General features: G+C 68.7%; 19 protein-coding genes. 14 read left to right on the forward strand and 5 right to left on the reverse strand.

Annotation, left to right across the window (positions count from 1 at the left end; translation table 11 throughout):
- The first annotated feature begins 60 nt into the window (after nt 1-60).
- From GPX89_RS03410 to GPX89_RS03420, 3 genes are all read left to right on the forward strand, one after another.
- Nucleotides 61-1,032 (forward strand): alpha-E domain-containing protein, encoded by a 972-nt coding sequence (locus tag GPX89_RS03410; protein WP_157354991.1) that lies wholly within the window; start codon nt 61-63, stop codon nt 1,030-1,032.
- A gap of 70 nt (nt 1,033-1,102) precedes the next feature.
- The gene (locus GPX89_RS03415) at nt 1,103-1,945 is read left to right on the forward strand and encodes a transglutaminase family protein (RefSeq protein WP_157354992.1); all 843 of its coding nucleotides are present in this window, start codon (nt 1,103-1,105) and stop codon (nt 1,943-1,945) included.
- A 31-nt stretch (nt 1,946-1,976) separates the two neighbouring features.
- A complete protein-coding gene (locus tag GPX89_RS03420; RefSeq protein ID WP_157354993.1) occupies nt 1,977-2,756 on the forward strand; it encodes an aquaporin in 780 nt (259 codons plus the stop codon).
- Between the two features lie 27 nt (nt 2,757-2,783).
- Here GPX89_RS03420 and GPX89_RS03425 read toward each other — a convergent pair whose 3' ends face one another.
- Nucleotides 2,784-3,365, reverse strand: coding sequence for a type II toxin-antitoxin system PemK/MazF family toxin (locus GPX89_RS03425; RefSeq protein ID WP_157354994.1), 582 nt, complete (start codon nt 3,363-3,365; stop codon nt 2,784-2,786).
- Between the two features lie 156 nt (nt 3,366-3,521).
- Between GPX89_RS03425 and lepA the strand changes: the two genes are divergently transcribed.
- The 3 genes from lepA (at nt 3,522) to GPX89_RS03440 (ending at nt 10,007) form a co-directional block, all read left to right on the forward strand.
- On the forward strand, nt 3,522-5,372 hold the full coding sequence (gene lepA / locus GPX89_RS03430) for a translation elongation factor 4 (protein WP_328601462.1): 1,851 nt from the start codon (nt 3,522-3,524) through the stop codon (nt 5,370-5,372).
- Nucleotides 5,373-5,967: 595 nt separating this feature from the next.
- Nucleotides 5,968-8,196, forward strand: a complete 2,229-nt coding sequence (locus GPX89_RS44260) for a hypothetical protein (protein ID WP_235946646.1) — start codon at nt 5,968-5,970, stop codon at nt 8,194-8,196.
- On the forward strand, nt 8,193-10,007 hold the full coding sequence (locus GPX89_RS03440; protein WP_328601463.1) for a P-loop NTPase family protein: 1,815 nt from the start codon (nt 8,193-8,195) through the stop codon (nt 10,005-10,007). The genes GPX89_RS44260 and GPX89_RS03440 overlap by 4 nt, the downstream gene beginning before the upstream one ends.
- A 48-nt stretch (nt 10,008-10,055) precedes the next feature.
- On the opposite strand, the gene GPX89_RS03445 is transcribed toward GPX89_RS03440, so the two are convergent.
- Nucleotides 10,056-11,954, reverse strand: a complete 1,899-nt coding sequence (locus GPX89_RS03445) for a glycoside hydrolase family 15 protein (protein ID WP_235946820.1) — start codon at nt 11,952-11,954, stop codon at nt 10,056-10,058.
- Nucleotides 11,955-12,191: 237 nt separating this feature from the next.
- Here GPX89_RS03445 and GPX89_RS03450 point away from each other — a divergent pair, with 237 nt between their 5' ends.
- Both GPX89_RS03450 and GPX89_RS03455 read left to right on the forward strand, forming a co-directional pair.
- Complete coding sequence (locus tag GPX89_RS03450) at nt 12,192-12,428, forward strand: hypothetical protein (RefSeq protein WP_328601464.1); 237 nt, start codon at nt 12,192-12,194, stop codon at nt 12,426-12,428.
- A 128-nt stretch (nt 12,429-12,556) separates the two neighbouring features.
- The gene (locus GPX89_RS03455) at nt 12,557-12,814 is read left to right on the forward strand and encodes a hypothetical protein (protein ID WP_157354996.1); all 258 of its coding nucleotides are present in this window, start codon (nt 12,557-12,559) and stop codon (nt 12,812-12,814) included.
- 49 nt (nt 12,815-12,863) lie between these two features.
- Here GPX89_RS03455 and GPX89_RS03460 read toward each other — a convergent pair whose 3' ends face one another.
- A complete protein-coding gene (locus GPX89_RS03460) occupies nt 12,864-13,904 on the reverse strand; it encodes a M48 family metallopeptidase (protein WP_157354997.1) in 1,041 nt (346 codons plus the stop codon).
- 144 nt (nt 13,905-14,048) lie between these two features.
- Here GPX89_RS03460 and GPX89_RS45730 point away from each other — a divergent pair, with 144 nt between their 5' ends.
- From GPX89_RS45730 to GPX89_RS45735, 6 genes are all read left to right on the forward strand, one after another.
- The gene (locus tag GPX89_RS45730; protein ID WP_328601465.1) at nt 14,049-14,138 is read left to right on the forward strand and encodes an Ms4533A family Cys-rich leader peptide; all 90 of its coding nucleotides are present in this window, start codon (nt 14,049-14,051) and stop codon (nt 14,136-14,138) included.
- Between the two features lie 184 nt (nt 14,139-14,322).
- The gene (locus tag GPX89_RS03465; protein WP_157354998.1) at nt 14,323-15,363 is read left to right on the forward strand and encodes a sulfate ABC transporter substrate-binding protein; all 1,041 of its coding nucleotides are present in this window, start codon (nt 14,323-14,325) and stop codon (nt 15,361-15,363) included.
- 114 nt (nt 15,364-15,477) lie between these two features.
- A complete protein-coding gene (gene cysT, locus GPX89_RS03470; protein ID WP_328601644.1) occupies nt 15,478-16,305 on the forward strand; it encodes a sulfate ABC transporter permease subunit CysT in 828 nt (275 codons plus the stop codon).
- Nucleotides 16,302-17,108, forward strand: a complete 807-nt coding sequence (gene cysW / locus GPX89_RS03475; RefSeq protein ID WP_328601466.1) for a sulfate ABC transporter permease subunit CysW — start codon at nt 16,302-16,304, stop codon at nt 17,106-17,108. The genes cysT and cysW overlap by 4 nt, the downstream gene beginning before the upstream one ends.
- Entirely contained in the window at nt 17,105-18,100 is a 996-nt protein-coding gene (locus GPX89_RS03480) for a sulfate/molybdate ABC transporter ATP-binding protein (protein WP_157354999.1), read from the forward strand. The genes cysW and GPX89_RS03480 overlap by 4 nt, the downstream gene beginning before the upstream one ends.
- Nucleotides 18,101-18,249: 149 nt before the next feature.
- Nucleotides 18,250-19,812, forward strand: coding sequence for a flavin-containing monooxygenase (locus GPX89_RS45735; protein ID WP_157355000.1), 1,563 nt, complete (start codon nt 18,250-18,252; stop codon nt 19,810-19,812).
- An 81-nt stretch (nt 19,813-19,893) separates the two neighbouring features.
- Here GPX89_RS45735 and GPX89_RS03490 read toward each other — a convergent pair whose 3' ends face one another.
- Both GPX89_RS03490 and GPX89_RS03495 read right to left on the reverse strand, forming a co-directional pair.
- Nucleotides 19,894-23,073, reverse strand: a complete 3,180-nt coding sequence (locus GPX89_RS03490; RefSeq protein WP_328601467.1) for an acetyl-CoA carboxylase family protein — start codon at nt 23,071-23,073, stop codon at nt 19,894-19,896.
- Nucleotides 23,074-23,831: 758 nt separating this feature from the next.
- Nucleotides 23,832-24,929, reverse strand: coding sequence for a CobW family GTP-binding protein (locus tag GPX89_RS03495; RefSeq protein ID WP_328601468.1), 1,098 nt, complete (start codon nt 24,927-24,929; stop codon nt 23,832-23,834).
- Between the last annotated feature and the right edge of the window lie 71 nt (nt 24,930-25,000).

A 25,000-nucleotide genomic window follows, 5' to 3' on the forward strand; every position in this document is an offset into this window, starting at 1 on the left:
TTCGAAGACATCGGCGGCAATGGCGCTCGGCAGGTGGTTACAGCGTTAGGTGGTCGGATCATGTTGGCGCGCAATGCCGAATCCCTGTTCTGGATCGGTCGTTATGTCGAGCGTGCCGAATATACGGCACGCATTCTCGATGTCGCGGTCCATCAGCTGCTCGAGGACGCCACCGTCGATCCGGACCGAACCTCACGAGTCCTGTTGCGGGTGCTGGGGATCGAGTCGCCCGAGCAGGATCTGGAATTGGACGTGTGGTCGGTGACCGAGCTGGTGGCCTTCGGCCGCCACGGCGGATCCATTGTGGATTCCGTCAGTCGCGCCCGTGAGAATGCCCGGGGCGCACGCGAAGTCACCTCCACCGAAATGTGGGAATGCCTCAACGCCACCTACAACGGATTGGCGGCCGCCGAGCGCGCGGCGCGGGCGCTGGGGCCGCACGAATTCTGCCACTACATCACCGACCGGGCCGCCATGTTCTCCGGGCTCTCCGATTCCACCCTGAGCCGCGACGACGGATATCGATTTCTGCTGCTCGGCAGATCCATCGAACGCGTGGATATGACCGTGCGCCTGTTGCATTCGCGGGCCGGTGATCGCACGTCGTCTCCGGCATGGGTCACGGTATTGCGGTCGGCCGGCGCGCACGACCCTTATCTGCGTACTCATCGCGGGGTGCTCGACGCCAATCAGATCGCCGAATTCATCCTGCTGGACCGCCTTTTCCCGCGGTCGGTCTTCCATTCGCTGCGGGTCGCGGAAACCTGTCTGCAGGAATTGGATCAGCGGCCCAACAGCAGGTTCGCGGCACGCCACGAGGCACATCGGCTGCTGGGCCGGGCGCGCAGCGAGCTGGAGTTCATTCCGCCGTCGGTCCTGCTCGAGGACCTGCCCAGCCGGCTGCTGTGGTTGCAGCAGACCTGCCGGGAGGTCGGGGAGGCGGTGGCGCTGCAGTACTTCCACGCCGAGTCGTGGGTGGCGTGGACCGGGCTGCACGGGCGCAACTCCGTGCGAGTGGAGGAACTGGCGTGAACGGTCAGGCCCGCAGGCGGGAGCGCAGCGTAACCACGGAGGGCCCCGTGCGCGCCGAGGAGGATAGAGCATGAGCTGGCGGATGCGGGTGGTGCACACCACCGGATATGTCTACGACGCGCCGGTGACGCGGTCGTTCAACGAGGCCCGGCTGACGCCGCGCGCCGACAGCCGACAGAACGTCATCCTCAATCGGGTCGACACCGTGCCCTCCACCCGGTCGTTCCGCTACATCGACTACTGGGGGACCGCGGTGACGGCCTTCGACCTGCACGCTCCCCATACCGAATTGGAGGTCACCAGCGCCTCGGTCGTGGAGACCGAGCCCTTCGCCGGACCCGCCGAGGAACTGTCCTGGGAGGAACTGCGCGACGACGCCGTCGCCGACCGCTTCGACGAACTGCTGAACCCGACCTCGTATGTCCCGCGCGAACGGCGGCTGGCCCCGATATCGCGTCAGCTGGCCCGGGGCGTGCCGCCCGCCAAAGCGGTTGTCCGCGCGGCGGAATGGGTGAACCGGGAGATGAACTACCTGGCCGGGACGACATCGGTGCACACCTCGGCGGTGCAGGCCTTCGCCGAACGGCAAGGCGTCTGCCAGGATTTCGCCCACCTGACCCTGCTGCTGTTGCGCGGCATGGGGATTCCCAGCCGGTATGTGTCCGGCTATCTGCATCCGGACCCGGCCGCCGAGGTCGGCGCCACCGTCGCGGGGCAGATGCACGCCTGGGTGGAGGCCTGGACCGGGCAGTGGTGGGGCTACGACCCGACCAACAACATTCCCGTGACAGAGCAACACGTTTCAGTCGGTGTGGGGCGTGATTACGCGGATGTGCCCCCTCTCAAAGGTATCTTCAGCGGGAGTGGCTCGACAGATCTCGAGGTCGTGGTGGAGATAACCCGCCTGGCCTGAAGCGCTTTTCACACCAAGCGGAAGGTAGCCGATGTCTCCCACAGCTCAGGAAGTCGCCGAGGATCTCACCGACCTACATCCGCCCACCCTGGGCCGCAAGGTATTCGCCGAGGCGCTGGGCACTTTCGTGCTGGTCCTCGGCGGTGTCGGCACCGCGGTGCTGGCGGGCGACCGGGTGGGCGCGCTGGGCGTGGCCCTGGCCTTCGGCCTTACTCTGCTGTTCCTGGTCTACTCGATCGGCCCGATCTCCGGCTGCCACGTCAATCCCGCGGTCACCGTCGGCCAGCTGCTGCTGGGGCGGGTGAACCTCGTGGTGGCGGCGGCCTATTGGATCGCGCAGGTCATCGGCGGCCTGGCCGCGGGCGCGGTCGTCTACGCCGTCGCCAAGAATCTGCCCTCCTACGATCGCGCGAAAGACGGCCTGGGAGCGAACGGTTGGGGCGCGCACAGCCCCTCCAAGGTGGTGCTCGGCGAGGTCACCACCAACGGCTACGGCCTGGCCGCCGCCATCACCGTCGAGGTCATCCTGACCGCCCTGCTGGTCTTCGTGGTCCTGGCCTCCACCGACCAGCTCTCCGACATCCCGCTGGCGGGCCTGTCGATCGGCTTCACCCTCGCCGTCATCCACCTCATCTCGATCCCGGTCGACAACACCTCGGTGAACCCCGCCCGCAGCCTCGCCGTCGCCTTCTACCAGGACGGCGCCCCCGCCCAGCTGTGGGTCTTCATCGTCTTCCCGCTGATCGGCGGGGTCCTGGGATCGCTGGTCTACGGGATGATCTACGGCCGCTCCCGCAACCTGGTGAGCTGACAACTCTCGGTTCAGTGTGGAAAGGGCCTAATGCCAGTGGTATTCGGCGCAGAGCCGATGTGCCACCTTGTCGAAGGTCTTGCGCGGCAGGATCGCGCCCTCGCGGCGGATGCCCATCTCGGGGACGTCGAGGACGCGATCCAGCCGGACCCAGCTGTCGCGGCCCGCGCTGTCCCACGCCCCGGAACCGATGCCCACCCAGTTGTCGTGGTGGGCGTGGTCGGCGTTCGAGGAGAGCATGAGGCCCAGCAGTGTCTTGCCGTCGCGGCCGACCACCAGGACCGGGCGGTCCTTGCCGTTGGCGGGGTCCTCCTCGTAAGGGACCCAGGTCCACACGATCTCACCCGGATCGGCGCGGCCGTCCAATTGCGGGCTGTAGACGATCTGCCGCGCGCGTTCGTGGGAGGGGACTCCCGCCGAGGAGGTCGGGCGGACGTTCACTCCCGGCCCCTGCCGCGGCGTACCCATCGCCTTCAGCGCGCGGTCCCACATCGTGGACTGACGCACCCGCCCGATCAACTTCGGGGCTTGATTCGTCACGAGCTGGGTCCCCTGCTCTTTAGCCACGATCCCCAACTGCTTCCCCAGAGCGTTCCACCTGCCGGCCATGGTCCGCAGCCTAACGGCGTACCACGCGATTCTCATCCGCACCGGATTCGCCTGCGGCGATGGGTCGTTCGCGGGTGTGGAATGCCCGGGCGAGGACATCCGGTCCAGCACCGTAGACTTGCACGTTGACATGCCGCTGTTTCGCCATGCCGAGGAGTGACTCCGATTAGCAGCTTCGCCGACAAGACGTTCACCGATCCTTCCAAGATCAGGAACTTCTGCATCATTGCGCACATCGACCACGGGAAATCGACCCTGGCCGATCGAATGCTGCAACTCACCGGAGTGGTCGAGGAGCGGGCCATGCGCGCCCAGTACCTGGACCGCATGGATATCGAGCGTGAGCGCGGCATCACCATCAAGGCGCAGAACGTGCGCCTGCCCTGGCAGGTCGACGGGGAGGACTACGTCCTGCACCTGATCGACACCCCCGGCCACGTCGACTTCACCTACGAGGTGTCGCGTGCGCTCGAGGCCTGTGAGGGCGCGGTGCTGCTGGTCGACGCGGCGCAGGGCATCGAGGCGCAGACCCTCGCGAACCTGTACCTGGCCATGGAGCGCGATCTCACGATCATCCCGGTGCTCAACAAGATCGACCTCCCGGCCGCGGACCCCGACCGCTACGCCGCCGAGATCGCGCACATCGTGGGCTGCGAGCCCGAGGACGTGCTGCGGGTCTCCGGTAAGACCGGTGTGGGTGTGCCCGAGCTGCTGAACAAGGTCATCGCGGAGATCCCGTCGCCGGTCGGCGACGCCGACGCGCCCGCCCGCGCGCTCATCTTCGACTCGGTCTACGACACCTACCGCGGTGTCGTCACCTACGTGCGTGTGGTCGACGGCAAGCTGACCCCGCGCCAGAAGATCAAGATGATGTCCACCGGCGCGCAGCACGAACTGCTCGAGATCGGCATCGTGTCACCCGAACCCAAGCCCACCCAGGGCCTGGGCGTCGGCGAGGTGGGTTACCTCATCACCGGTGTGAAGGACGTGCGGCAATCCAAGGTCGGTGACACCGTCACCACCGCCCGCGACAGCGCGACCCAGGCGCTGGCCGGTTACAAGGAACCGCGGCCGATGGTCTACTCCGGCCTGTACCCGGTCGACGGCTCCGACTACCCGGACCTGCGTGACGCGCTGGACAAGCTGCAGCTCAACGACGCCGCGCTGACCTACGTGCCGGAAACCTCGGTGGCCCTGGGCTTCGGCTTCCGCTGCGGCTTCCTCGGCCTGCTGCACATGGAGATCACCCGCGAGCGCCTCGAGCGCGAGTTCGGGCTCGACCTGATCTCCACCGCGCCCAACGTGATCTACCGCGTGGTCATGGAGGACGGCACCGAGCACGTCGTCACCAACCCGTCGTTCTGGCCCGAGGGCAAGGTCCGCGAGATCTACGAGCCCATCACCCGCTGCACCGTGATCGCGCCGAGCGAATTCGTCGGCACCATCATGGAACTGTGCCAGTCGCGCCGCGGTGAACTGCTGGGCATGGACTACCTGTCCGAGACCCGCGTCGAGATGCGGTACACGCTGCCCATGGCGGAGATCATCTTCGACTTCTTCGACTCGCTGAAGTCGCGCACCCGCGGTTACGCCTCGCTCGACTACGAGGAGTCCGGCGAGCAGCAGTCCGCCCTGGTGAAGGTGGACATCCTGCTGCAGGGCGAGGCGGTGGACGCGTTCTCGGCCATCGTGCACAAGGACGCCGCCCAGGCCTACGGCCACAAGATGACCACCAAGCTGCGCGAGCTCATCCCGCGCCAGCAGTTCGAGGTGCCGATCCAGGCCGCCATCGGCTCGAAGGTCATTGCGCGCGAGAACATCCGGGCGATCCGCAAGGACGTGCTCGCCAAGTGCTACGGCGGTGACATCAGCCGTAAGCGCAAGCTGCTCGAGAAGCAGAAGGAAGGCAAGAAGCGCATGAAGACGATCGGCCGCGTCGAAGTGCCGCAGGAAGCCTTCGTGGCCGCGCTGTCCACCGACTCAGCGTCGGACAACAAGAAGAAGTAGCGCACGCGCACTCTCGCTGGCTCCCGTGCCCCGCTGCCTGTCGGCAGCGGGGCACAGTGCTGGGTGGGTTGGGGTAGCTCTCGTGCTGGGTGGGTTGGGGTAGCTCTCGTGCTGGGTGGGTTGGGGTAGCTCTCGTGCTGGGTGGGTTGGGGTAGCTCTCGTGCTGGGTGGGTTGGGGTAGCTCTCGTGCCGGGTGGGTTGGGGAAGCTCTCGTGCTGGGTGGGGGAGGGGGAAGGTCCCGTGCTGGGCGGGGTGAGTTGGTCTCTCGGCTGGGTGTGGGTGGTTCCTGCGCCGGGCGAGGTGAAGTGCTTTCCCGGCTGGATGGGGTGCCCGCTAACCCCTCGGCAGAGAGGCAAGCTACTGCTAGGGTTCGGGGACTTATTGGTCGCCGGTCGGGCGCAAGGTTCGGTATGCACCCCGAAAATGGGTCTTCCGTCCTGATATGCAGGGTGACAAGCTATGTGACGCACCGCTGTGCACACCGTCCCCTACCAGGCGGATGTGACAGACCGGATAACCGGAAATAGGGTGTGAAACGAGTTTGGTTCGGTGGTCCGCGCGGACGGATCGCCGGAGCCCTGAGAGCGGAGCCTGTATGACACGTGATCTGCCCCTCGACGACGCTTCCGGTGCCGACGACAAAGGCGGGGACGCCGCCTACCGCATTGCCGACGGTGTCGCGCGCGTGGCCAGGGCAGGCGCGTATGTCACCGGCGGCGCGCTGATCGCCGCGGGCGGCAGCCGCGGCGGCACCCCGGCCATCACCCACGACTCCAAGAGCGTCGGCTGGTCGCAGGTCAACGACCCGCAGCCGCAGGCTCCCAGCCCGACCATCACCTTCCCGGACCTGACCCCCGAATCGGCGCCCCCGATGCACCACGGACCCGTCGGCGGCGTCGAACCGGTGAACGCGCCCTTCGCGCACCTCGACAGCTTCGAGCACGGCACCGACGCGGGCCTGTTCCCGACCTCGTTCGATCCGATGTCGCAGAGCGTTCCCCCGGTGTCCGGCTTCCACGGACTCGGCCTGACCGACGGTGACACCAGCGTCGCGGGACTGCACCCGGGCTGGACTCTGCCCACCGAGGAGAGCGGCCAGCCCGGCGCCCCGGCCGAATCGCATCTGGCGACTCCCGAACTGCCGCAGTCGAATTTCCTGCAGAGCCTGACGGGCCTGCCGGGGATGTCCGGCCTGCCCGGTTTCGGCCTGCCCGGTACCAACGGCATGCACGTGCCCGGCATGACCGGTGAGTCCTTCGCGCCCGCCACCCCCGGCCATCACCCGGGCGCCTTCGACGGCGTCGGTGGCGCGGACGGCCAGGGCGTCGGCATCTTCGTCGGCACCAACTGGACCGTGGACGCGCACGTCGGCCTCGACGGTGTGTGGTTCCGCTCCGACCTGAAGGTCGATGTGGGTGTCGGCAACGTGGGCAACCAGTACCACGCCTTCCAGCAGCAGGCGGGCCAGGCCCTCAACCATGTTCCGGGGACCCCCGCGAACGGCGCTCCGAGCACCTCCACTCCCGGTGCCACCGGGCAGCCGTTGAATTCGGGATCCGCGAGCCCCGCCGGTTCGAATCCCCTGTCGGCCCAGGGTGTCTCGCCGTCGGCGTCGGCCGCCGCCCCCACTTCCGTTGTGCCCGGCGCGAGTTCGCCCGCCGCCTCCGCCGTTTCACCGTTGAGCGCGTCCACCTCGCCGCTCGGTGCGCCGAGCCCGGTCGCGGCGACCTCGAACCCGCTGGCCCTCGGCACCCCGGCGGCGTCGGCCCCGGCCGCGCCCGTGGCGCTCAACCCCGCGCCGACCCCGGTCGCCGCGCCCGTGGCGCCCGCACCGGTCGCTCCGGCCGTGGTCGCTCCGGCGGCGGTCGCCCAGCCGGTCACGGTGACGCCGCTGCAGACCACCATCCAGCCGGACGCCGCGAACCAGCCGATCGCGAATCTGCTGTCCACGCACGGCGGCCCGTCGCCGCTGACCGCGCCCGCGGCCGTCGCGCCCGCGCTGTTCGACCACGGCAAGCAGCCGGTGCTGGCGAGCGGCGATCCGTCCGCGCCCGGCCACCAGACGACCCTGACGGACAAGCCGGCGCCGCTGACGGCCGCGCCGACCCCGTCTCCGGCGCCGCACGTGAACACGCCGGGCGCGACCGCGCCGGCGATCACCACCCCGCCCACGATTCCGACGATCAAGGTCCCCGGTGGTCTCGACGATCTAACCAAGGGCGGCGGTGCGGTGACCACCCCCGCGGTCCCGCCGACCAACACCGGCGGCAGCGACATCACCAAGCCGCACACCCCGACCGACGAGCCCGGAACCCACGGCGGCACACCGACGGTCACCGTGCCGACCGAGGACAACACGGTGCCGACGCATCAGCCGACCGTCACCCCGGTGCGCCCGACCCCGGACGTCTCCGTCCCGACGGTCGCGCCGACCCCGGAGGCGCCGACCCATCAGCCCACCGCCACGGTCGCGCCCGCCCCGACGGTCGCTCCGGCCCCGACGGTGCAGCAGCCCATCACCACGCAGCCGCACATCGACCCGGTGCCGGTGAAACCCATGTCGGACCAGTCCGATTCGAGCCATCACGTGACGCCCGTGGCGACACCGATAGCGGACACCCACGTGCTGCCGATCGCCGACTACTCGGACACCCAGGCACTGTCGGTGCACGATTCCGGTCTGCTGCACGATTCCGGTCTGCTGCACGATTCCGGTCTGCTGCACGATTCCGGTCTGTTCTCCGGTCTCACGCCCGATGCCACGTTCGTCGATGCCCATCACTCCCCGGTGCAGGGTCCGGGCGATCACATGCTGCTGCTGTGAGCGCCCCCGGTCATCAGGTCGCGGTGAAGAATTCCGATGCGCTGGGTCCGCTGGTCGAGCTGGTCGATCGGCTGCTCGAGCTGACCCATGCCTCGGGCCGGGTGGATCTGTCCGGCCGGCTGGCCATTTCCCGTGCGCGCCTGGTGGATCCGCGGGTGCGGCTGGTCGTGGTCGGCGAGTCCAAGAACGGTATGAGCACGCTGGTCAACAGCCTGGTCGGGGCGCAGGTGAGCGCCACCGAGGGCCGGCCCAGCGTGCCGGTGATCGCCGAGTACGGTCCCGAGTCCGCCGCCACCCTGGTGACGGCGGGGCCGGGCGGCAATGCCGAGCGCACCCCGGTGGATCCGCAGGCGGTCGCCGCCGAGCTGGATTCCGGCGAGGTGATCCGGGCCGAATTCACCCAGCCCAGCCCGCTGTTGGCGGAGGGCTTCGTGGTGCTGGACGCGCCCGGTTCGCCCGGCGACACCCCGGCCACCTGGTCGCTCATCGCGGCCGCGGACGCGGTGCTCTACGTCGCGGACGCGCGGGCGCCGTTCACCCCCGCGCAGATCGAGCAGTTGCAGCGCATCCAGCAGGTGTGCCCGACCGTCGTCTGTGTGCTCAACAAGATCGACCAGTATCCGCAGTGGCCGCAGGTGCAGCAGCACGACCGGCAACTGCTCGACGACGCCGGGCTGGCCTTCGCGGTCGCCCCCGCCTCGGCGCGGCTGCACGAGCACGCCGCCGCCAATGGCGATCAGCAGCTGGACCTGGAATCCGGTGTGCCGCAACTACTGGACCACCTGCGCTCCTACGTGCTGGACCGCGCCGACGCGGTGGCGGTGCGCGCCGCGGTGCGCGACATCGCGCTCATCACCGACCATCTGGCCCTGGCGTTGCGCAGTGAGGCGGAGACGCTGCGGGATCCGCGCCGGCTCACCGTCATCACCGAACAGCTGCGCCGCACCCGCGAGGAGGCCGAACAGCTGCGCCAGCGCACCGCCAACTGGCAGGTGACCCTGGCCGACGGCGCGGGCGAGCTGATGGCCGACACCGAACACGATCTGCGGCACCGGCTGCGCAGCCTGATCCGCGAGGCCGAGGCCGAGATCATGAAGGGCGATCCGGCCAAGGGCTGGGCCGACTTCGGCGCGGATCTCGACGCCAAGATCTGCGAGGCGGTGGAGGAGAACTTCGTCATCGCCCACTACCGTTCGGTGGAGCTGGCCGAGCAGGTGGCGGCGAAGTTCCCCGAGAGCGGCATCCCCACCCCCGATCTCAAGCTGGACAGTCCGGGCGATGTCGGCGAGGTGCTGGAGCCGGTGGCCGCGCTCGACAAGCTGGACAGCGCCAAACACGGTGTCGTCCAACAGATCCTGACCGCCCTGCGCGGCTCCTACGGCGGCCTGCTCATGGTCGGCCTGATCACCAGCCTGCTGCACATGTCGCTGGTGAACTGGTACTCCGGCGGCGCGGCCGTGCTGCTGGGCGTGAACGCGCTGTGGGACGACCGCAAGGCTCGCCGCCAGCGCCGCCAGGCCGAGGCCAAGATGGCGGTGGCCCGGCTCATGGACGATGTGATCTTCCAGGTGAGCAAGGAGTCCCGCTACCGGCTGCGCGCGGTGCAGCGCAGCCTGCGCGATCATTTCACCGAGATCGCCACGGCTACCCTGCGTTCGGTGGACGCCTCGCTGCGGGCCGCGGAGGAGGCGGCGACCGTGGGCTCGGGCGCGGGCCGCGAGGCCCGGCTCACCGAGATCGAACGCTCGCTGGTGCGGTTGCGCGAGATCCGGGAGAACGCCGACGCGATCGGCGAGAGTCCCTCGTACTGAAGGGAATCGGCCGCGAAAGCGGCCGATTCTCTTTTTCTGGAAGCTTTTTCAGCGTCCCGGGTGCGCCGGGTTGAAGGTGCTCGCGGTGCGCGAGTCCTCGGCCCGGATCACGTGCATCACCGCGTTGATCAACGCCAGGTGGGTGAACGCCTGCGGGAAGTTGCCCAGGTGCCGTCCGGTGCGCGAGTCGATCTCCTCCGCGTACAGCTTGAGCGGGCTCGCGTACCCGAGCAGCCGCTCGCACAGCTGCCGGGCGCGGGGCAGCTCACCGATCTCCACCAGCGCCGACACCAGCCAGAACGAGCAGATGGTGAACGAGCCTTCGTGGCCGGAGAGCCCGTCGTCGGTGGATTCGGTGCGGTAGCGCAGCACCAGGCCGTTCTCGGTGAGCTCGTCGGCGATGGCCAGCACGGTGGCCCGCACCCGGTGATCGGTGGGCGGCAGGAAGCGGGTCAGCACCACCAGCAACAGTGAGGCATCCAGGCTCTCGCTGCCGTAGCTCTGGGTGAACACGCCCGCGGAGTTGACGCCGTTGTCGAGGATGTCGGCCCGGATCTCGTCCGCGATGTCGTGCCACTTCTTGGCGTAGTCCATCTCCCCGTGCAGCTCGGCCAGTTTCGCGCCGCGATCCAGCGCCACCCAGCACATGACCTTGGAGGAGGTGAAGTGCTGCGGCTCGCCGCGCACCTCCCAGATGCCGCGATCGGGGTTGCGCCAGTTCTCGATTGCCGCCTGCACCTGCCGTTCGAGCAAGGGCCACAACGTCTCCGGCACCTGCTGGCGCGATTTCACGTGCAGGTAAACGGAATCCAGGATGGTGCCCCAGATGTCGTGCTGGTCCTGGTTGTAGGCCCCGTTGCCGATGCGCACCGGTCGCGCGCCGTCATAGCCGGACAGGTGCGGCAGCTCGGACTCGGTGATCTCGCGCTCCCCGCCGATGCCGTAGAGCACTTGCAGCGGAACGGCTTTCCCGTCGCCGTCGGTCGCCACATCGTGCAGGAAGGCGAAGAAGTCGTCGGCCTCACGGTCCAGGCCCAGGGTGTAGAGGCCCCACAGCGCGAAGGTGGAGTCGCGCACCCAGGTGTAGCGGTAGTCCCAATTGCGTTCGCCGCCGGGTGTTTCCGGCAGCGAGGTGGTGGCGGCCGCGAGCAGTGCGCCGGTCGGCGCGTAGGTGAGGCCCTTCAGGGTCAAGGCGCTGCGCTGCAGGAACCCGCGCCACGGATGATCGGGGAAGCGGCCCTGCGTGATCCACTGCCGCCAGTATTCGGTGGTCTGCCACATCTTGTCGGCCGCTTCGGCGAAGGTGGTCGGCGGCGGCAGGTCCGACCAGGACAGGGCGACGAAGACCTCGTCGCCCTCCTTCATGCGGGTGCGAGCGCGCGCCTCCCGGCCCTCCAGGCCCAGCCGCAGGTCGGTGGTCAGGATCAGGGTCGGGCAGCCCTCGATTTCGCACGTGGCGCTGGCCTGCTCGTAGACGTCGCCGCTGTAGGTCCAGTTGGCCGGACCCTGGTGGAAGTCGAAGGCCGGTTCGCAGCTCATCTCCAGCTCGACCACGCCGTTCACGCATTTCACGGTGCGCAGCAGCATGTGCTCGGCATCCCAGTCCATGGGGGTGCGCTTGTGGGTGCGGCTGCGGGAGCGGTTGTTGTGCCAGGGACCCAGCACCAGCGCGTCGCGCACGATGAGCCAGCCGGTCTCGGTCTGCCAAGTGGTCTCGACGATCAGCCCGCCGGGCAGATACCGGCGCGCGGCGGGCACATTGCGACCGTAGGGGCCGATCCGGAAGTGGCCCGCGCTGCGGTCCAGCATGGCCCCGAAGATGCTGGGGGAGTCGGGGCGTGGCACGCACATCCATTCAACCGAGCCATTGCGCGCGATGAGGCAGTTGGTCTCGCAGTCGGACAGGAAGGCGTAATCGTCGATGGGGGGAAACACGGATTTGTGCATACCACCCGCGGGCGAAGGGAGATAGGAATCGGCGAGCGAGGGGTCATTGCGGTCGATGCCCTCTCTCGGGGCATCCACCGAGGACGGATCGTCGTAGTCGGCCTCCGGATCGATACCGATCTCACTGCCGAGCGGGCGGTCGGAGGACTCCGGTTCGTCGTAGGACTCCATAACAGACATCTTCGGCCCGAAGGGCCCGAATCGTCCACCATTGCGACTTCGGCCTAGGCTGGGGTCGTGCATGCGATCGCAAGTTGGTGGGACAGCGTCGAACTGTGGGTGGCCGGTCTGCCCTTCGTGCCCCAGTTCGCGGTGGTGCTGGCCGCCATGGTGCCGGTCTGCCTGGCCATCGCCTACCTGCTCGACCGGACGCTGCGGGTGGCGCTGCGCGTGGCCGGACGCGACCGGATCGCCGCCCGCGAGGCCGCGGTCCCCGCCGCGCAGCCGCAGCGCATCCGGAAGGAAGCCGCCTGAGATGCCTCGCTCTCGTGTCCAGCTTGCCCTGATCGCACTTCTCGTTCTCGTAGTCGTCGCCTGGTTGTTCACTCGCTGAGCGAGTTTCGGTACCGCTGCGGCGAACTCTCCGCGTACTGTGCTGACCCATGTCGACAACCGATGAAGGTCTGGAAGTGGAGACGCTGTTGTCCGAAGAGGACTTCGACGACGAGCCCCGTCTGATCGCCACGCACTACTGCGGCCCCGATGAGGCCATCGAAATGGTGAAGGCCGCCCAGCTGCTCGGTCTGGGCGTCAAGCTGAGCAACCGCATCCGCCCCGACGACGAAGACTCCGAGAGCGCCACCGAAGAGTGGCTCCTCGACATCTTCGAGACCCCGCCGGTCGTGGACGCCGAGGACTAGTAACCCCCCCGGGGTTACAAATGGGTGGGGGCTAAGCCCCCACACCCCCTTAGTCCGATCCCCGGATCCGCTTGCCCAACTTCGAAAGAGTTTCGCTGACTTCCTGACCCACCGTGCCGACCGTCTCGCCGAAATCTCGGCCCAGGTTGCGCACGGTGCGGATCAGGGGGTCTTCGGACTGCTCGAAGTTCTGCCTGTAGGACCGTGCGGCGTGCTTGATCTCCTCGCTGATGCGGGCGTTCTTGTCCTGATCCCGGCGCGGGTACTGGCCGTCGAGGATCCGGTCGTAGTCGCCGCTGGCGATCCAGCGCCGCAACTCGGCGGCCCGCAGCACCGAGAACGGGTGGGTCTGCAGTTCCAGGTTGAGCAGTTTGAGGACGCCGTCGCGCAGGTCGCCCGCCCGGTCGTAGTCGTCGGCCTGGGCCAGGAAGGCGGCGTGGCTCATCTGGTCCACGCGGGAGCCGCCCGCCAGTTTCATGTGCACGCGCACCGACGCCTCCACGTCCTGCCCGACCAGCAGGCCGGCCCGGTCGCCGGAGAGTTCGGACTTGCGGCTCCACTCCATCAGCGCCGCCACGATGGCGCGAACCGCCCAGCCGCCCACGGGCATCCAGCCGATGCTGTCGGCGATCCGCATGAGGTGCATGAGCATGGTCCGGTAGACCGCGTGCCCGGACAGGGCGTGGCCGAGCTCGTGGCCGACCACGAAGCGCAGCTCCTCGGGGTCCAGCAGATCCAGCAGCCCGGTGGTGAGCACGATGAACGGCCGGTCCATGCCGATGGTGAAGGCATTGGCCTCCGGCTGCTGCAGCACGAACATCTCCGGCGTGCGCTGCGCGTCCAGGATCTTCACCGCGTCCTCGCGCAGCTGATGGACGTTCTTGAACTGCCGCTCGTCGACCCGCACTGCGGTCGCCAGATACATGAGCCGGTGCTGGCGCTCCTGCAGGAGTCCGGACAGCGTGCGCAGCAGGGTGTCGAAGCCGCTCAGCTGCCGCAGCCCGACCAGGGCGGTGCGGTCGGCGGGATGCTCCCAGGCGCGAGTGGAGATGCCGGGAAACTCCCGGCGGAGTCGGTCGGGTGTGGTCATGGATTCCCCCGTTGGAGTCGGTCGGCGGCGCGATGTCGAGCCACCGGATACAGTCTGCCGCGTCCAAGCAAGGTTGTGCTCGAGCTGATTTCAACCCCAGCTCGAGATTCGCAGCGCGACGTGCGGCTCTGCTAAAGTCGCGACGTGTCGTCGAGCGTTGTTCCCCAGGTCCGCCATGAATTGGCGTTGATCGCTGTGGGCTGCCTCGCGGTCGCGGACATCCACTGTCGCTGAGATCCGACCGAGCCCGGCTGCCAGTCCTCTCAGTAGACTTGCGCGCATTCTTTTCGCAGCTGTGCTCGTTCCGGCGGCCCTCGGGCCGGCAGCGCCACCGCCCCAAGGTCCTTCGGCGGGTCTACGCAGTGCCACGATGTCCCCGCCGGCAGGTTTCCGGCGGTCGGTAGGAAAGGTTCCCTCGATGTCCCGCAGTTCCCGGTCTCATCGCCGAAAGCTCGCGGTCGCCCTGGCGGCGGTCGCGGCGACCGTCCTCACCGCCTGCAGCGGCGGTCCGAGCGACACCGTCGGCGGCGGGGGCGCGGACGGCAGCGGCGGCACTCTCAACCTCTACGCGTACGCGACCCCGAAGCCCGGCTTCGACGCCGTGATCCCCGCGTTCGACAAGACCGAGCAGGGCAAAGGGGTGGAGATCCTCGCCTCCTACGGGGCGTCCGGGGATCAGTCCCGCAAGGTCAAGGACGGTGCGCAGGCCGACCTGGTGAACTTCTCGGTCGAGCCGGACGTGACCCGCCTGGTGGACGCGGGCCTGGTGGATCCCGGCTGGAACCAGGACGCTACCAAGGGGATTCCGTTCGGTTCGGTCGTATCCCTGGTGGTGCGCAAGGGCAATCCCAAGGGAATCAAGGACTGGGACGATCTGCTGCGGCCGGGCATCGAGGTGGTGACCCCGAATCCGTTCAGTTCCGGTTCGGCCAAGTGGAACCTGCTCGCGCCTTACGCCGCAGAGAGCGACGGCGGCAAGAACCCGCAGGCGGGCCTGGACTATCTGAGCAAGCTGATCTCGCCCGAGCATGTGAAGGTGCAGCCCAAGTCGGGCCGCGAGGCCACCGATACCTTCCTGCAGGGCGTCGGCGACGTCCTGATCAGCTACGAGAACGAGGCGATCTTCTCCGAGCGCAAGGGCGACCCGATCGAGCATCTGATCCCGCCCACCACCTTCAAGATCGAGAATCCGGTGGCGGTGCTGAAGAACAGCAAGAACCTGGAGAAGGCGGTGGCCTTCAAGGACTTCCTGTACACCACCGCGGGCCAGACCGCCTGGGCCCAGGCCGGATTCCGGCCGGTGGACCCGAAGGTGGCCGCCGACTTCGCCGACGCCTTCCCGAAACCGCGGCAGCTGTGGACGATCGCCGACCTGGGCGGCTGGAAGAGCGTGGACAAGGAGCTGTTCACGCCGGGTTCCGGCAGCATCGCGAGCATCTACGACAAGGCCACCAAGTAGTCGGGTGACCGGAACCACACAGGATACTGAGCAACTGTGAAAGACAGCAGCGGAACCGTCGAGGTCGAGCAGGACCCCGCCGATTCCAGAGTCTCCGAGGCGGCCCCCGCATCCGTGGGCCGTCCGCGCCGCCGCAACTGGCTCCGGGTGAGCGGGTCGGTGGGCCCGCTCGGCATCGCCACCTCCGTGCTGTGGCTGAGCGTCATCGTGCTGCTGCCGCTGGCGGCATTGACCTTCCACTCCTTCAACGACGGGTGGTCGGGGTTCTGGGACGCGGTGACCGCGCCCGCCGCCCTCGACTCGCTGCGGGTGACCGTGTTCGTGTCGATCCTGGTCGCCCTGGTGAACGTGGTGATGGGCACCCTCATCGCCTGGGTGCTGGTGCGCGACGAGTTCCCCGGTAAGGGGATCGTGAACGCGCTCATCGACCTCCCGTTCGCGCTGCCGACCATTGTGGCCAGCATCGTGCTGCTCGCGCTGTACGGGCCGCAGAGCCCGCTCGACATCCACCTCAATGCCACTCAGCCGGGCCTGGTGGTGGCGCTGGCCTTCGTGACGCTGCCGTTCGTGGTCCGCTCGGTGCAGCCGGTGCTCATCGAGGCCGACCGGGATGTGGAGCAGGCCGCGGCCTCGCTGGGCGCGGACAACCTGACCACCTTCCGGCGCATCATCCTGCCGACGCTGGCCCCCGCCATCATCAGCGGCGGCGGCATGGCCTTCGCCCGTGCCATCGGCGAATACGGGTCGGTCGTGCTGATCGGCGGCAATATCCCCAAGAAGACGCAGATGGCCTCGCAGTACATTCAGCAGCAGATCGAGGTGGACCGGCCGGTGAACGCCGCTGCGGTCTCGGTCGCGTTGCTCGCGATCTCGTTCGCCACCCTGCTGGTGCTGCGGCTGCTGTCGCAGCGCGCGTCCCGGCGAGAGCAGGAGTCGCAGTGAAACTGTCCACGCCGATCCGGCTTTCGCTGCGCACGCTGGCGCTCGGTTATCTGTTGCTGTTGCTGGTGCTGCCGCTGGGCATCATCTTCTGGCGGTCCTTCGAGAACGGGGTGGGGGCGTTCCTGGACTGGATCTCCACGCCCGCGGCCATTTCCGCGTTCAACCTGTCGATGGTCATCTTGTTGATCGTGGTCCCGGTGAACGCGATCTTCGGCGTCTTCACCGCCCTCGCGCTGGTGCGCGGCCGCTTCCCGGGCCGGAACCTGGTACAGGGCCTGGTGGACCTGCCGATCGCGACATCGCCCGTCGTGGTGGGTGTTTCGCTGATCCTGTTGTGGGGTGCGGGCGGCTGGCTGGGCGGGCTGGACAGCCACGGGTTGAAGATCATCTTCAATCTGCCCGGCATGGTGCTCGCCACCATTTTCGTGACGCTGCCGTTCGTGGTGCGCGAGGTGGAGCCGGTACTGCACGAGATCGGTGACGATCAGGAGCTGGCGGCGGCCACGCTGGGCGCCTCGCGCTGGCAGACGTTCTGGCGGATCACCCTGCCGTCCATCCGCTGGGGTCTCACCTACGGGATCGTCCTGACCGTCGCGCGCTCGCTCGGCGAATTCGGCGCGGTGATCATGGTTTCCACGGCGTTGCCGGGTAAGTCCCAGACGCTGACATTGCTGGTGAACAGCCGGTACGAGGACCACAACACCTTCGGCGCGTACTGCGCGGCGACCCTGCTCATGGGCATCGCCCTCGTTGTTCTTCTGCTCATGACCCTTCTAGAACGCAAGCGGGGCACTGCCAAATGATCACCGTGACCAATGCGAACAAGCGGTACGGCACCTTCGCCGCGCTCGACAATGTCAGCATCGACATCCCGTCGGGTGAGCTGACCGCGCTGCTGGGGCCGTCGGGTTCGGGCAAGTCGACGCTGCTGCGCTCGATCGCGGGGCTGGAGACGCTGGACGACGGTGTCGTCACCATCGCGGGCAAGGACGTCACCGATGTGTCGCCGCAGAAGCGCGACATCGGTTTCGTGTTCCAGCATTACGCGGCGTTCAAGCACATGACCGTGCGCGACAATGTGGCCTTCGGGCTCAAGATCCGCAAGCGGCCCAAGCCCGAGATCAAGAAGAAGGTCGACGACCTGCTCGAGATCGTCGGCCTGGACGGCTTCCAGCACCGGTATCCGGCGCAGCTGTCGGGTGGTCAGCGCCAGCGCATGGCCCTGGCCCGCGCGCTCGCGGTGGACCCGCAGGTGCTGCTGCTGGACGAGCCCTTCGGCGCGCTGGACGCGAAAGTCCGTGCGGATCTTCGGACCTGGCTGCGCCGGTTGCACGAGGAGGTGCACGTCACCACCGTCCTGGTCACCCACGACCAGGAGGAGGCCCTCGATGTGGCCGACCGCATCGCGGTCATGAACAAGGGCCGCATCGAGCAGGTCGGCACCCCGGCCGACGTGTACGACCGGCCCGCCAACGAGTTCGTCATGTCGTTCCTGGGCGCGGTGGCCAAGCTGAACGGGCATCTGGTGCGGCCGCACGACATTCGCGTGGGCCGGGATCCGAGCATGGCGCTGGCCGCGCACGAGGGCACCGCGGAGTCGGCCGGGGTCACCCGGGCGACGGTGGAGCGGGTCGTGCAGCTGGGCTTCGAGGTGCGGGTCGAGCTGCGCAATGCCGCGACCGGCGATCTGTTCACCGCGCAGGTCACCCGCGGTGACGCGGCCGCGCTGCACCTGGCCGAGGGCGAGACCGTCTATGCCCGCGCCACCCAGATCCCGGAGCTCCCGGTCTCGTAAGTTCGTCCTGTTCAGGAGATTTCGACGGAAAGTCGCGAATCTCCCTGAGCCGAGAGTTTTTGGCGAGTTGCCCCGACGCAGGTACGACGGGCCCCGCGCTGCCGTAGCGTGAGGCCCGAAACGTGCAGGTCCAGAGGGGATAATCGGACGTGACGAGTGCGGGTGGCAAACGCGTCGGGATCATCGGCGCGGGTATCGCGGGGCTGGTGACCGCGAAGGTCATGCGGGATGACGGATTCGACGTCGTCGTCTTCGACAAGGAGGACGCGGCGGGCGGTGTCTGGATCGAGGCGCGCACCTATCCGGGGCTGCGCACCAACAACTCCCGGGATACCTACGCCTACTCCGAACACCCGTACCCGGAGTCGTCGGACGTGTTTCCGACCGCCGGGCAGGTGCGCGAGTACCTGGCCTCGTACGTGGAACGGTTCGGGCTCTCGGCGCTGCTGCGGCTGTCCACCGAGGTGATCCGGGTGACCGAGGTGGACGACGGGTTCGAGCTGAAGGTGGTCGGTCCCGAGGGGGTCGAGGATCTGCGCTTCGATTTCGTGGTGGTGTGCGCGGGGGTGTTCTCCACCCCGCGGATTCCGGATATCGAGGGCCGCGCCGAGTTCGGGGGAGTGGTGCTGCACTCCAGCCAGGCGACCGACCCATCGGTATTCGCCGGTCGGCGGGTGATCGTCGTCGGGGCCGGGAAATCGGCGCTGGACTGCGCCGCATACGCGGGCGAGCACGCGCGCGAGTGCACGCTGGTGTTCCGCAAGGCCCATCCCATGCTGCCGCGGTTCATGCCGGGCGGGGTGCCCTCGGATCGGATCGTGTTGAACCGCTTCACCGAATCCTTCTTCCGGTATCACCGGCAGACCCGGATCGAGCGGTTCCTGCACGGGCCCGGTAAAGGGATCACCGAGAAATACTGGCGGCTGCTCTCGGCCTACCTGCGCTTGCTGCTGCGGTCGCCGAAGATCATGACCCCCGACGCGCCGCTGCCCGCGGGGATCGAGAATCTCGGTGTCAGCGACGAGTTCTTCCGGATGGCCAGGCGGCGGCGGATCGCCCTGCGGCGGGACCGGATCGCGGCGTTTCCCGGCGGCACGGCCGTCGAACTGGCCGGGGGCACGCGGCTCGACGCCGATGTCGTGGTGTTCGCCACCGGCTGGCGGCAGGAACTGGAATTCCTTGCGCCCGAGCTGGAGAAGACGGTGCGGACCGAGGGGCGGTTCCAGCTCTACCGCCATATTCTGCCGCCGACGCTGCCGCGGCTCGGCTTCATCGGCTACGCCTCCTCCGACGCCTGCCAGCTCACCGCGGAAATCTCCGCGCACTGGCTGTCCCAGCACTTCCTGGGTGAGCTGGCGCTGCCGAAGGCCGACGACATGCACTCCGAGATCACCCGGGTCGGCAAGTGGCTGGGCGAGGTCATGCCCGCGCGGCCGGAGGGCTACTACCTCGGCCCGTACCTGACCCACCACATCGACGAACTGATGCGCGACATGGGATTGCCGGTGCGGCGGACCGACAACTTCGTGTCCGAGTACTTCGACACGCTGCTGCCCGGTCGCTACGCCGATCTCGCCGAGGAGCGCCTGCAGCTGCGCGTGCGCGGTTCGCGCCGTCGCCGGTACATGAGCGCGGGACGCTCGCTGGGCGGGCTCGCGGCGCTCACCCTGGCCTACGCGGCCTATCGCCGCCTTCGTGGATCGTCGAACTGAGCGCTACCGAACGCTGACGCCCGGCCGACCGCCGCGCATGCCGGAATGACAAGGGTGTCGCGGGGATGGTCCGGCTGACGCTCAGCACAGGGTACGAATCCACCGCCTCGTGTCGGCCGGGTCGATGACGTTGTCGAGTTCGAGAACCGTTGCGGCCGTGAGGGCCTTGCCGGCGTCGTAGGCGGCCTTGACCAGGGCGTCGAAGGCGGCCTGCCGCTGCACCGGGTCCTCGAGGGCGGCCAGTTCCTTGGCGAAGCCCAGGCGGACAGCGCCTTCCAGGCCCATGCCGCCGATTTCGCCGGTGGGCCAGGCGATCACGAAGCGGGGTGCGCGGAAGGATCCCGCCGCCATTGCCTGTGCGCCCAGGCCGTAGCCCTTGCGCAGGATGACGGTGCCGAAGGGGACCTCCAGGGCGGCGGAGTCGATGAACAGGCGGCTGAACTTGGTGACGGTGGCCTCCTTCTCCGCGTCGGGGCCGACCATGAAACCCGGTGTGTCGCACAGGGAGACGATGGGCAGGCGGTGGGCGCCGCACAGTTGCAGGAACGCCGAGAGCTTGTCGGCCGCCGGTGCGTCGATCGCGCCGCCGAGGTGATGGCAGTCGTTGGCGATGAGGCCGAACGGGCGGCCCTCGACGCGGACCAGGGCGGTGACGACGCCGATACCCCAATCGCGGCGCAGCTCCAGGAACGAGCCGCGATCCACGATGGATTCGATGGCGGCGCGAATGTCGTAGGCGTGCAGGCGATTCTCGGGGACGACGTGCCGGGCCAGCCGGGCGTCCGGAGCCTCCCAATCGTCCACGGCCCCTTGGAAGTACGACAGGTACCGGCGGGCGACGGCCACCGCCTCGGCCTCGTCGGCGGCGACCACGTGGATGACGCCGTTGCGGCGCTGCACCTCGACGGGCCCGATGTCCTCCGGCGCGTACACGCCCAGTCCGCCGCCCTCGATCATGGCCGGGCCGCCCATGCCGATATTCGCGTCCGGGGTCGCGATCACGACATCGCAGATGCCCAGCAGCGCGGCGTTTCCGGCGAAGCAGCGCCCCGACACGATGCCGATCAGCGGCACCCTGCCCGACAGCGCGCCCATGGCGCGGAAGGTGGTGACATCGAGTCCGGAGATGCCGCCGTGGTCGGTGTCGCCGGGCCGTCCGCCGCCGCCCTCGGTGAAGAACACCACCGGAAGCCGTTGCTCGCGAGCCAGTTCCAGCATGCGGTCGGTCTTGGCGTGATTGCGCATGCCCTGGGTGCCCGCCAGCACCGTGTAGTCGTAGGACATGACCAGCGCCCGTGCGCCGTCCGGGCCGAAGCGGTCGGCATTGATGGTCGCGACGCCGGCGATCAGGCCGTCGGCGGGAGTATTGGCGATCAGGTCCTCGAGGCTGCGGCGGCTGCGCTGCGCGGCTACCGCCAGCGCGCCGTATTCCACGAAGCTGTCCGGATCGACGAGATCGGTGATGTTCTCGCGGGCGGTGCGCCGCCCGAGCCGATGCCGCTTGGCGACCGCCGTCCCGCGTTGGGCGTCCAGGGTCTGCTCGTGCCGGGTCAGCACTTCGGCGAGGTCGGCGCGCACCGAATCCAGGTCCACCACGGTGGATTCCGCGGCCGGGCCGTCGTGGTCGGCCGCCGCCCAGGTGACCAGCACGGCGTGCGGATCGACCACATCGCCCGCCGCGACCGCGTGCCGCAGCACCCGCAGCGGTTCGGTGGCGCGCAGCACGTGCTGCATCTTCATCGCCTCCAGCACCGCGACCTCGGCTCCGGCGGCGAGGACGCTGCCGGGCTCGGCCAGCGAGACGACGGTCGCGCCCATCGGGGAGCGCAGCGCCTGCTCGTCCTCGGCCAGTTCGAGGGTGGCGGTGGCGGCTCGTTCGAGCGGTTGCGGCGGGGTCGGGTCCTCGAAACCCTCGGCCCGGGTACGCAATTCGTCGAGTCGATCCTCGAACCAGTCGGTGGTGACCGGTCCGCTGTCGCGCAGTTCGGCGAGCACCGCGCGCAGCAGGTGCAGGTTGGTGTCGACGCCGTCGATCACGGTCTCCGCGAGGGCGTCCGAACACCGTTGCAGCGCCGCCGGATACGACGGCGCGTGCGCGATGATCTTGGCCAGCAGGGAATCGAACCGCACACCCTGGCGCAGGCCCACCTGCGCGGCGGTGTCGACCCGGACGCCCGGGCCGGTCGGCGCGTCGAATCGGCCGATCACGCCGGTGCTGGGCAGCACCGACCCGTCCGCGGCGAGCAGTTCGGCGTTCACCCGCGCCTGCACGGCGTAGCCGCGCGCCTCGTTCTTCGGCAGATCCAGTTCGGCCAGGGTGCGCCCGCGCGCCAATTCCAGTTGCAGCACGACCAGATCCACGCCGGTGACCGCCTCGGTCACGGTGTGCTCCACCTGCAGGCGCGGATTGACCTCCAGGAACCACACCTCCGGGCCGGACACCAGGAACTCCACGGTGACCACGCCCCGGCAGCCGACGGCCTCGGCGATCAGCACGGCCTCACGCTGCACCCGGTCCCGCACTCCCGCGGGCAGATCCGGCGCGGGCGCGACCTCGATCAGCTTCTGCCGCCGTCGCTGCACACCGCAATCCCGATCGCCCAGCGCCACCGCGCCCGCCCCGTCGGCGACCACCTGCACTTCGATGTGCCGGGCCCTGCTCACCAATGCCTCGGCATAGATGCTGTCGTCCCCGAATCCGGCCAGCGCCTCGGCCCGGCAGCGTTCGACGACGTCGGCGACATGCGCGGCCTCGAACACCGTCCGCATGCCGCGCCCGCCCCCGCCCGCCGCGGCCTTCACCATGACCCCGGTCGGATGATCGGCCAGAAACGCCGCGACCTCGTCGGCCGAGACGCCCGCCTTCGTCGCGGGCAGCACGGCCGCGCCCGCGCGCTCGGCGGCCTCGCGCGCGGAGACCTTGTCCCCGAAGACCCGCAGCACCTCCGGCGACGGTCCGACGAAGGTCAGTCCGGCCGCCGCGCAGGCCGCCGCGAATTCCGCGCTCTCGCTGAGAAATCCGTAGCCGGGATGGACGAGGACGTCGGGCCCGCAGGCCGCTGCCGCGGTGACGACCGCCGCCACGTCCAGATATCCGGCGGCACCGCTCCCCGGCAGCTCGTACGCCGCGTCGGCGAGCCGCACGGCGAGGCTCCCGGCGTCGTCGACGGTGTGCAGCACCGCCGTCTCGTATCCGAACTCCCGCGCCGTCCGCACCACCCGGACCGCGACCTCACCACGATTCGCAACCACTACTCGCACGCCGCCAGGCTATGGCACAACTCACGCGGGGCATAAGACGCGAATCAAGCGCAGCGGCTGCCGATCCTCATGGCGTGCTGTCGTCTCGCCTCCGCACGGCTTCGTGACAGCGGACGGCCGGCTCGATGTTCGGATGATCCGGTAGCCCGGTCACTCGGCCAGTCAATCACGGGGGTGGACGGCGGTGAGGCTATGTTCGGGGCATGCATTGGGATCAGATGACGGCCACGCCCGGGGCGCTGCGGACGGCCGCGGCGCGGCTGCGGCGCGGTGTGGGGCAGTTGGAGATTCTGGCGTCGATCATCGAGGCGGCGGAGGGGCCGTGGCTGGGGGCGATGGATTCCGACGGGCGCGGGACCGCCGAGCTGCGCATGCATCTGGCCGGGAAATATCGGTTCACCGCCGTGGTGACCAGCGCCGGGAAGTTGTCGCAGGCGGAGATGATCTCGCCCGGCCGGGGCAAGCGGTCGGAGCTGGTGCTGTCCACCAAGGCCGCGCAGCGCAAGGGATTCGACAATCCCAAGGATGTGCCCAAGCCGCAGGAGTGGGTCGACTACGTGGTCGGCTGGGTGAAGTACGCCAGCGCCGAGGTGGGGCGGCGCGATGTCGTGGAGTGGCTGCTGAAGGGGGCCGATCAGCGGCTGGCCGCCATGAACGACAGCGTCGAGACCATGCGGGCCGCGCTCGTCGAGCGCGAGCAGATGCGGGATGAGCTGGCCGCCGAGGTGGCCGAGTTGCGCGCCGAGTTCGAGGCCGAATCAGCCCTCGCGGACAAGCGTGTCGTCGTCGGCGACGTAGCGCCAGATCGGGAGGAGGGCGTGCTCGTCGAGGGGCTCGCCGGCGCGGTGGACGGTGGCGTCGAGCCGGTCGAGGACGGCGCGCTCGTCGAGGCCGGAGCCGATGAGGACCAGGCTGCTGACGCGGGGTTCGTGCCGGGACCAGACGGTGGGCTCGAGGGTGATGTGGCGGCCGACCATGTGCAGGACGAACTTTCGCGGGTCGTCGGGGACGGCGAAGGCGAGCACGCCCTTGGCGCGGAACAGGCCGGCGGGCGGATCCTCCAGTAGCGCAATGAGTTCGCGCGGATTGAGGTCCGTGTCGGAGGTGAAGCTGACGCTGTCGTAGGCGTCGTGCAGGTGCCGGTGGTCGTGGCAGCCGCTCCCGTGGTCGTGGCAGTGGTCGCCGTGCTCGTGCCGCGTGTCCTCACCGAGCAGCAGTTCGTCGAAGCTGAGCTGTTCACCGACGCGAGGTCGATGCGATTCACGAGTGGGCACATCGAACAGCAGACCGGGATCGATGCGGCCGTGGCTGGTCGGATACACCGGGACCTGGCCGACCGACTCGGTGATCTCGGCCCGCAGCCGGTCCAGGGCGTCGGGCTCGACGCGGTCGGCCTTGTTCAGCACCACCAGGTCCGCCATGCGCAGATGCGTCGTCAGCTCCGGATGCAGTTCCCGGCTGTCGGGGAAGTGCTCGGCATCGACCACCTCCACCAACCCGCCGTAGCGAATGCGCGGATTGTCGCTGTTGACCACCATGCGAATGAGATTGCGCGGCTCGGCCAGCCCGCTGGCCTCCACCACGATCACGTCGATCTTCTGCTTGGGATGCGCGAGCCGGTCGAACAGGCCGTCGAGTTCGCTCACGTCCACCGCGCAGCACACGCATCCATTGCCCAGCGACACCATGGCGTCGACCTGCCCGGCCACCAGCATGGCGTCGATGTTCACCGCGCCGAAGTCGTTGACCACCACCCCGATCCGCATGTTCCGGGTCCGCAGCAGGCGGTTGAGCAGCGTGGTCTTGCCGGCACCGAGGAACCCGGCCACGATCAGGACTGGAATACGCCGACTCACGCCAGCCCACCTTACAGATGACCTGTGAGGCCGCCGCAGCACGCAGGAAACCGAGCGGAAATAACCGGGAT

The organism is Nocardia terrae (assembly GCF_009760405.1).
Classification (GTDB): Bacteria; Actinomycetota; Actinomycetes; order Mycobacteriales; family Mycobacteriaceae; genus Nocardia; species Nocardia terrae.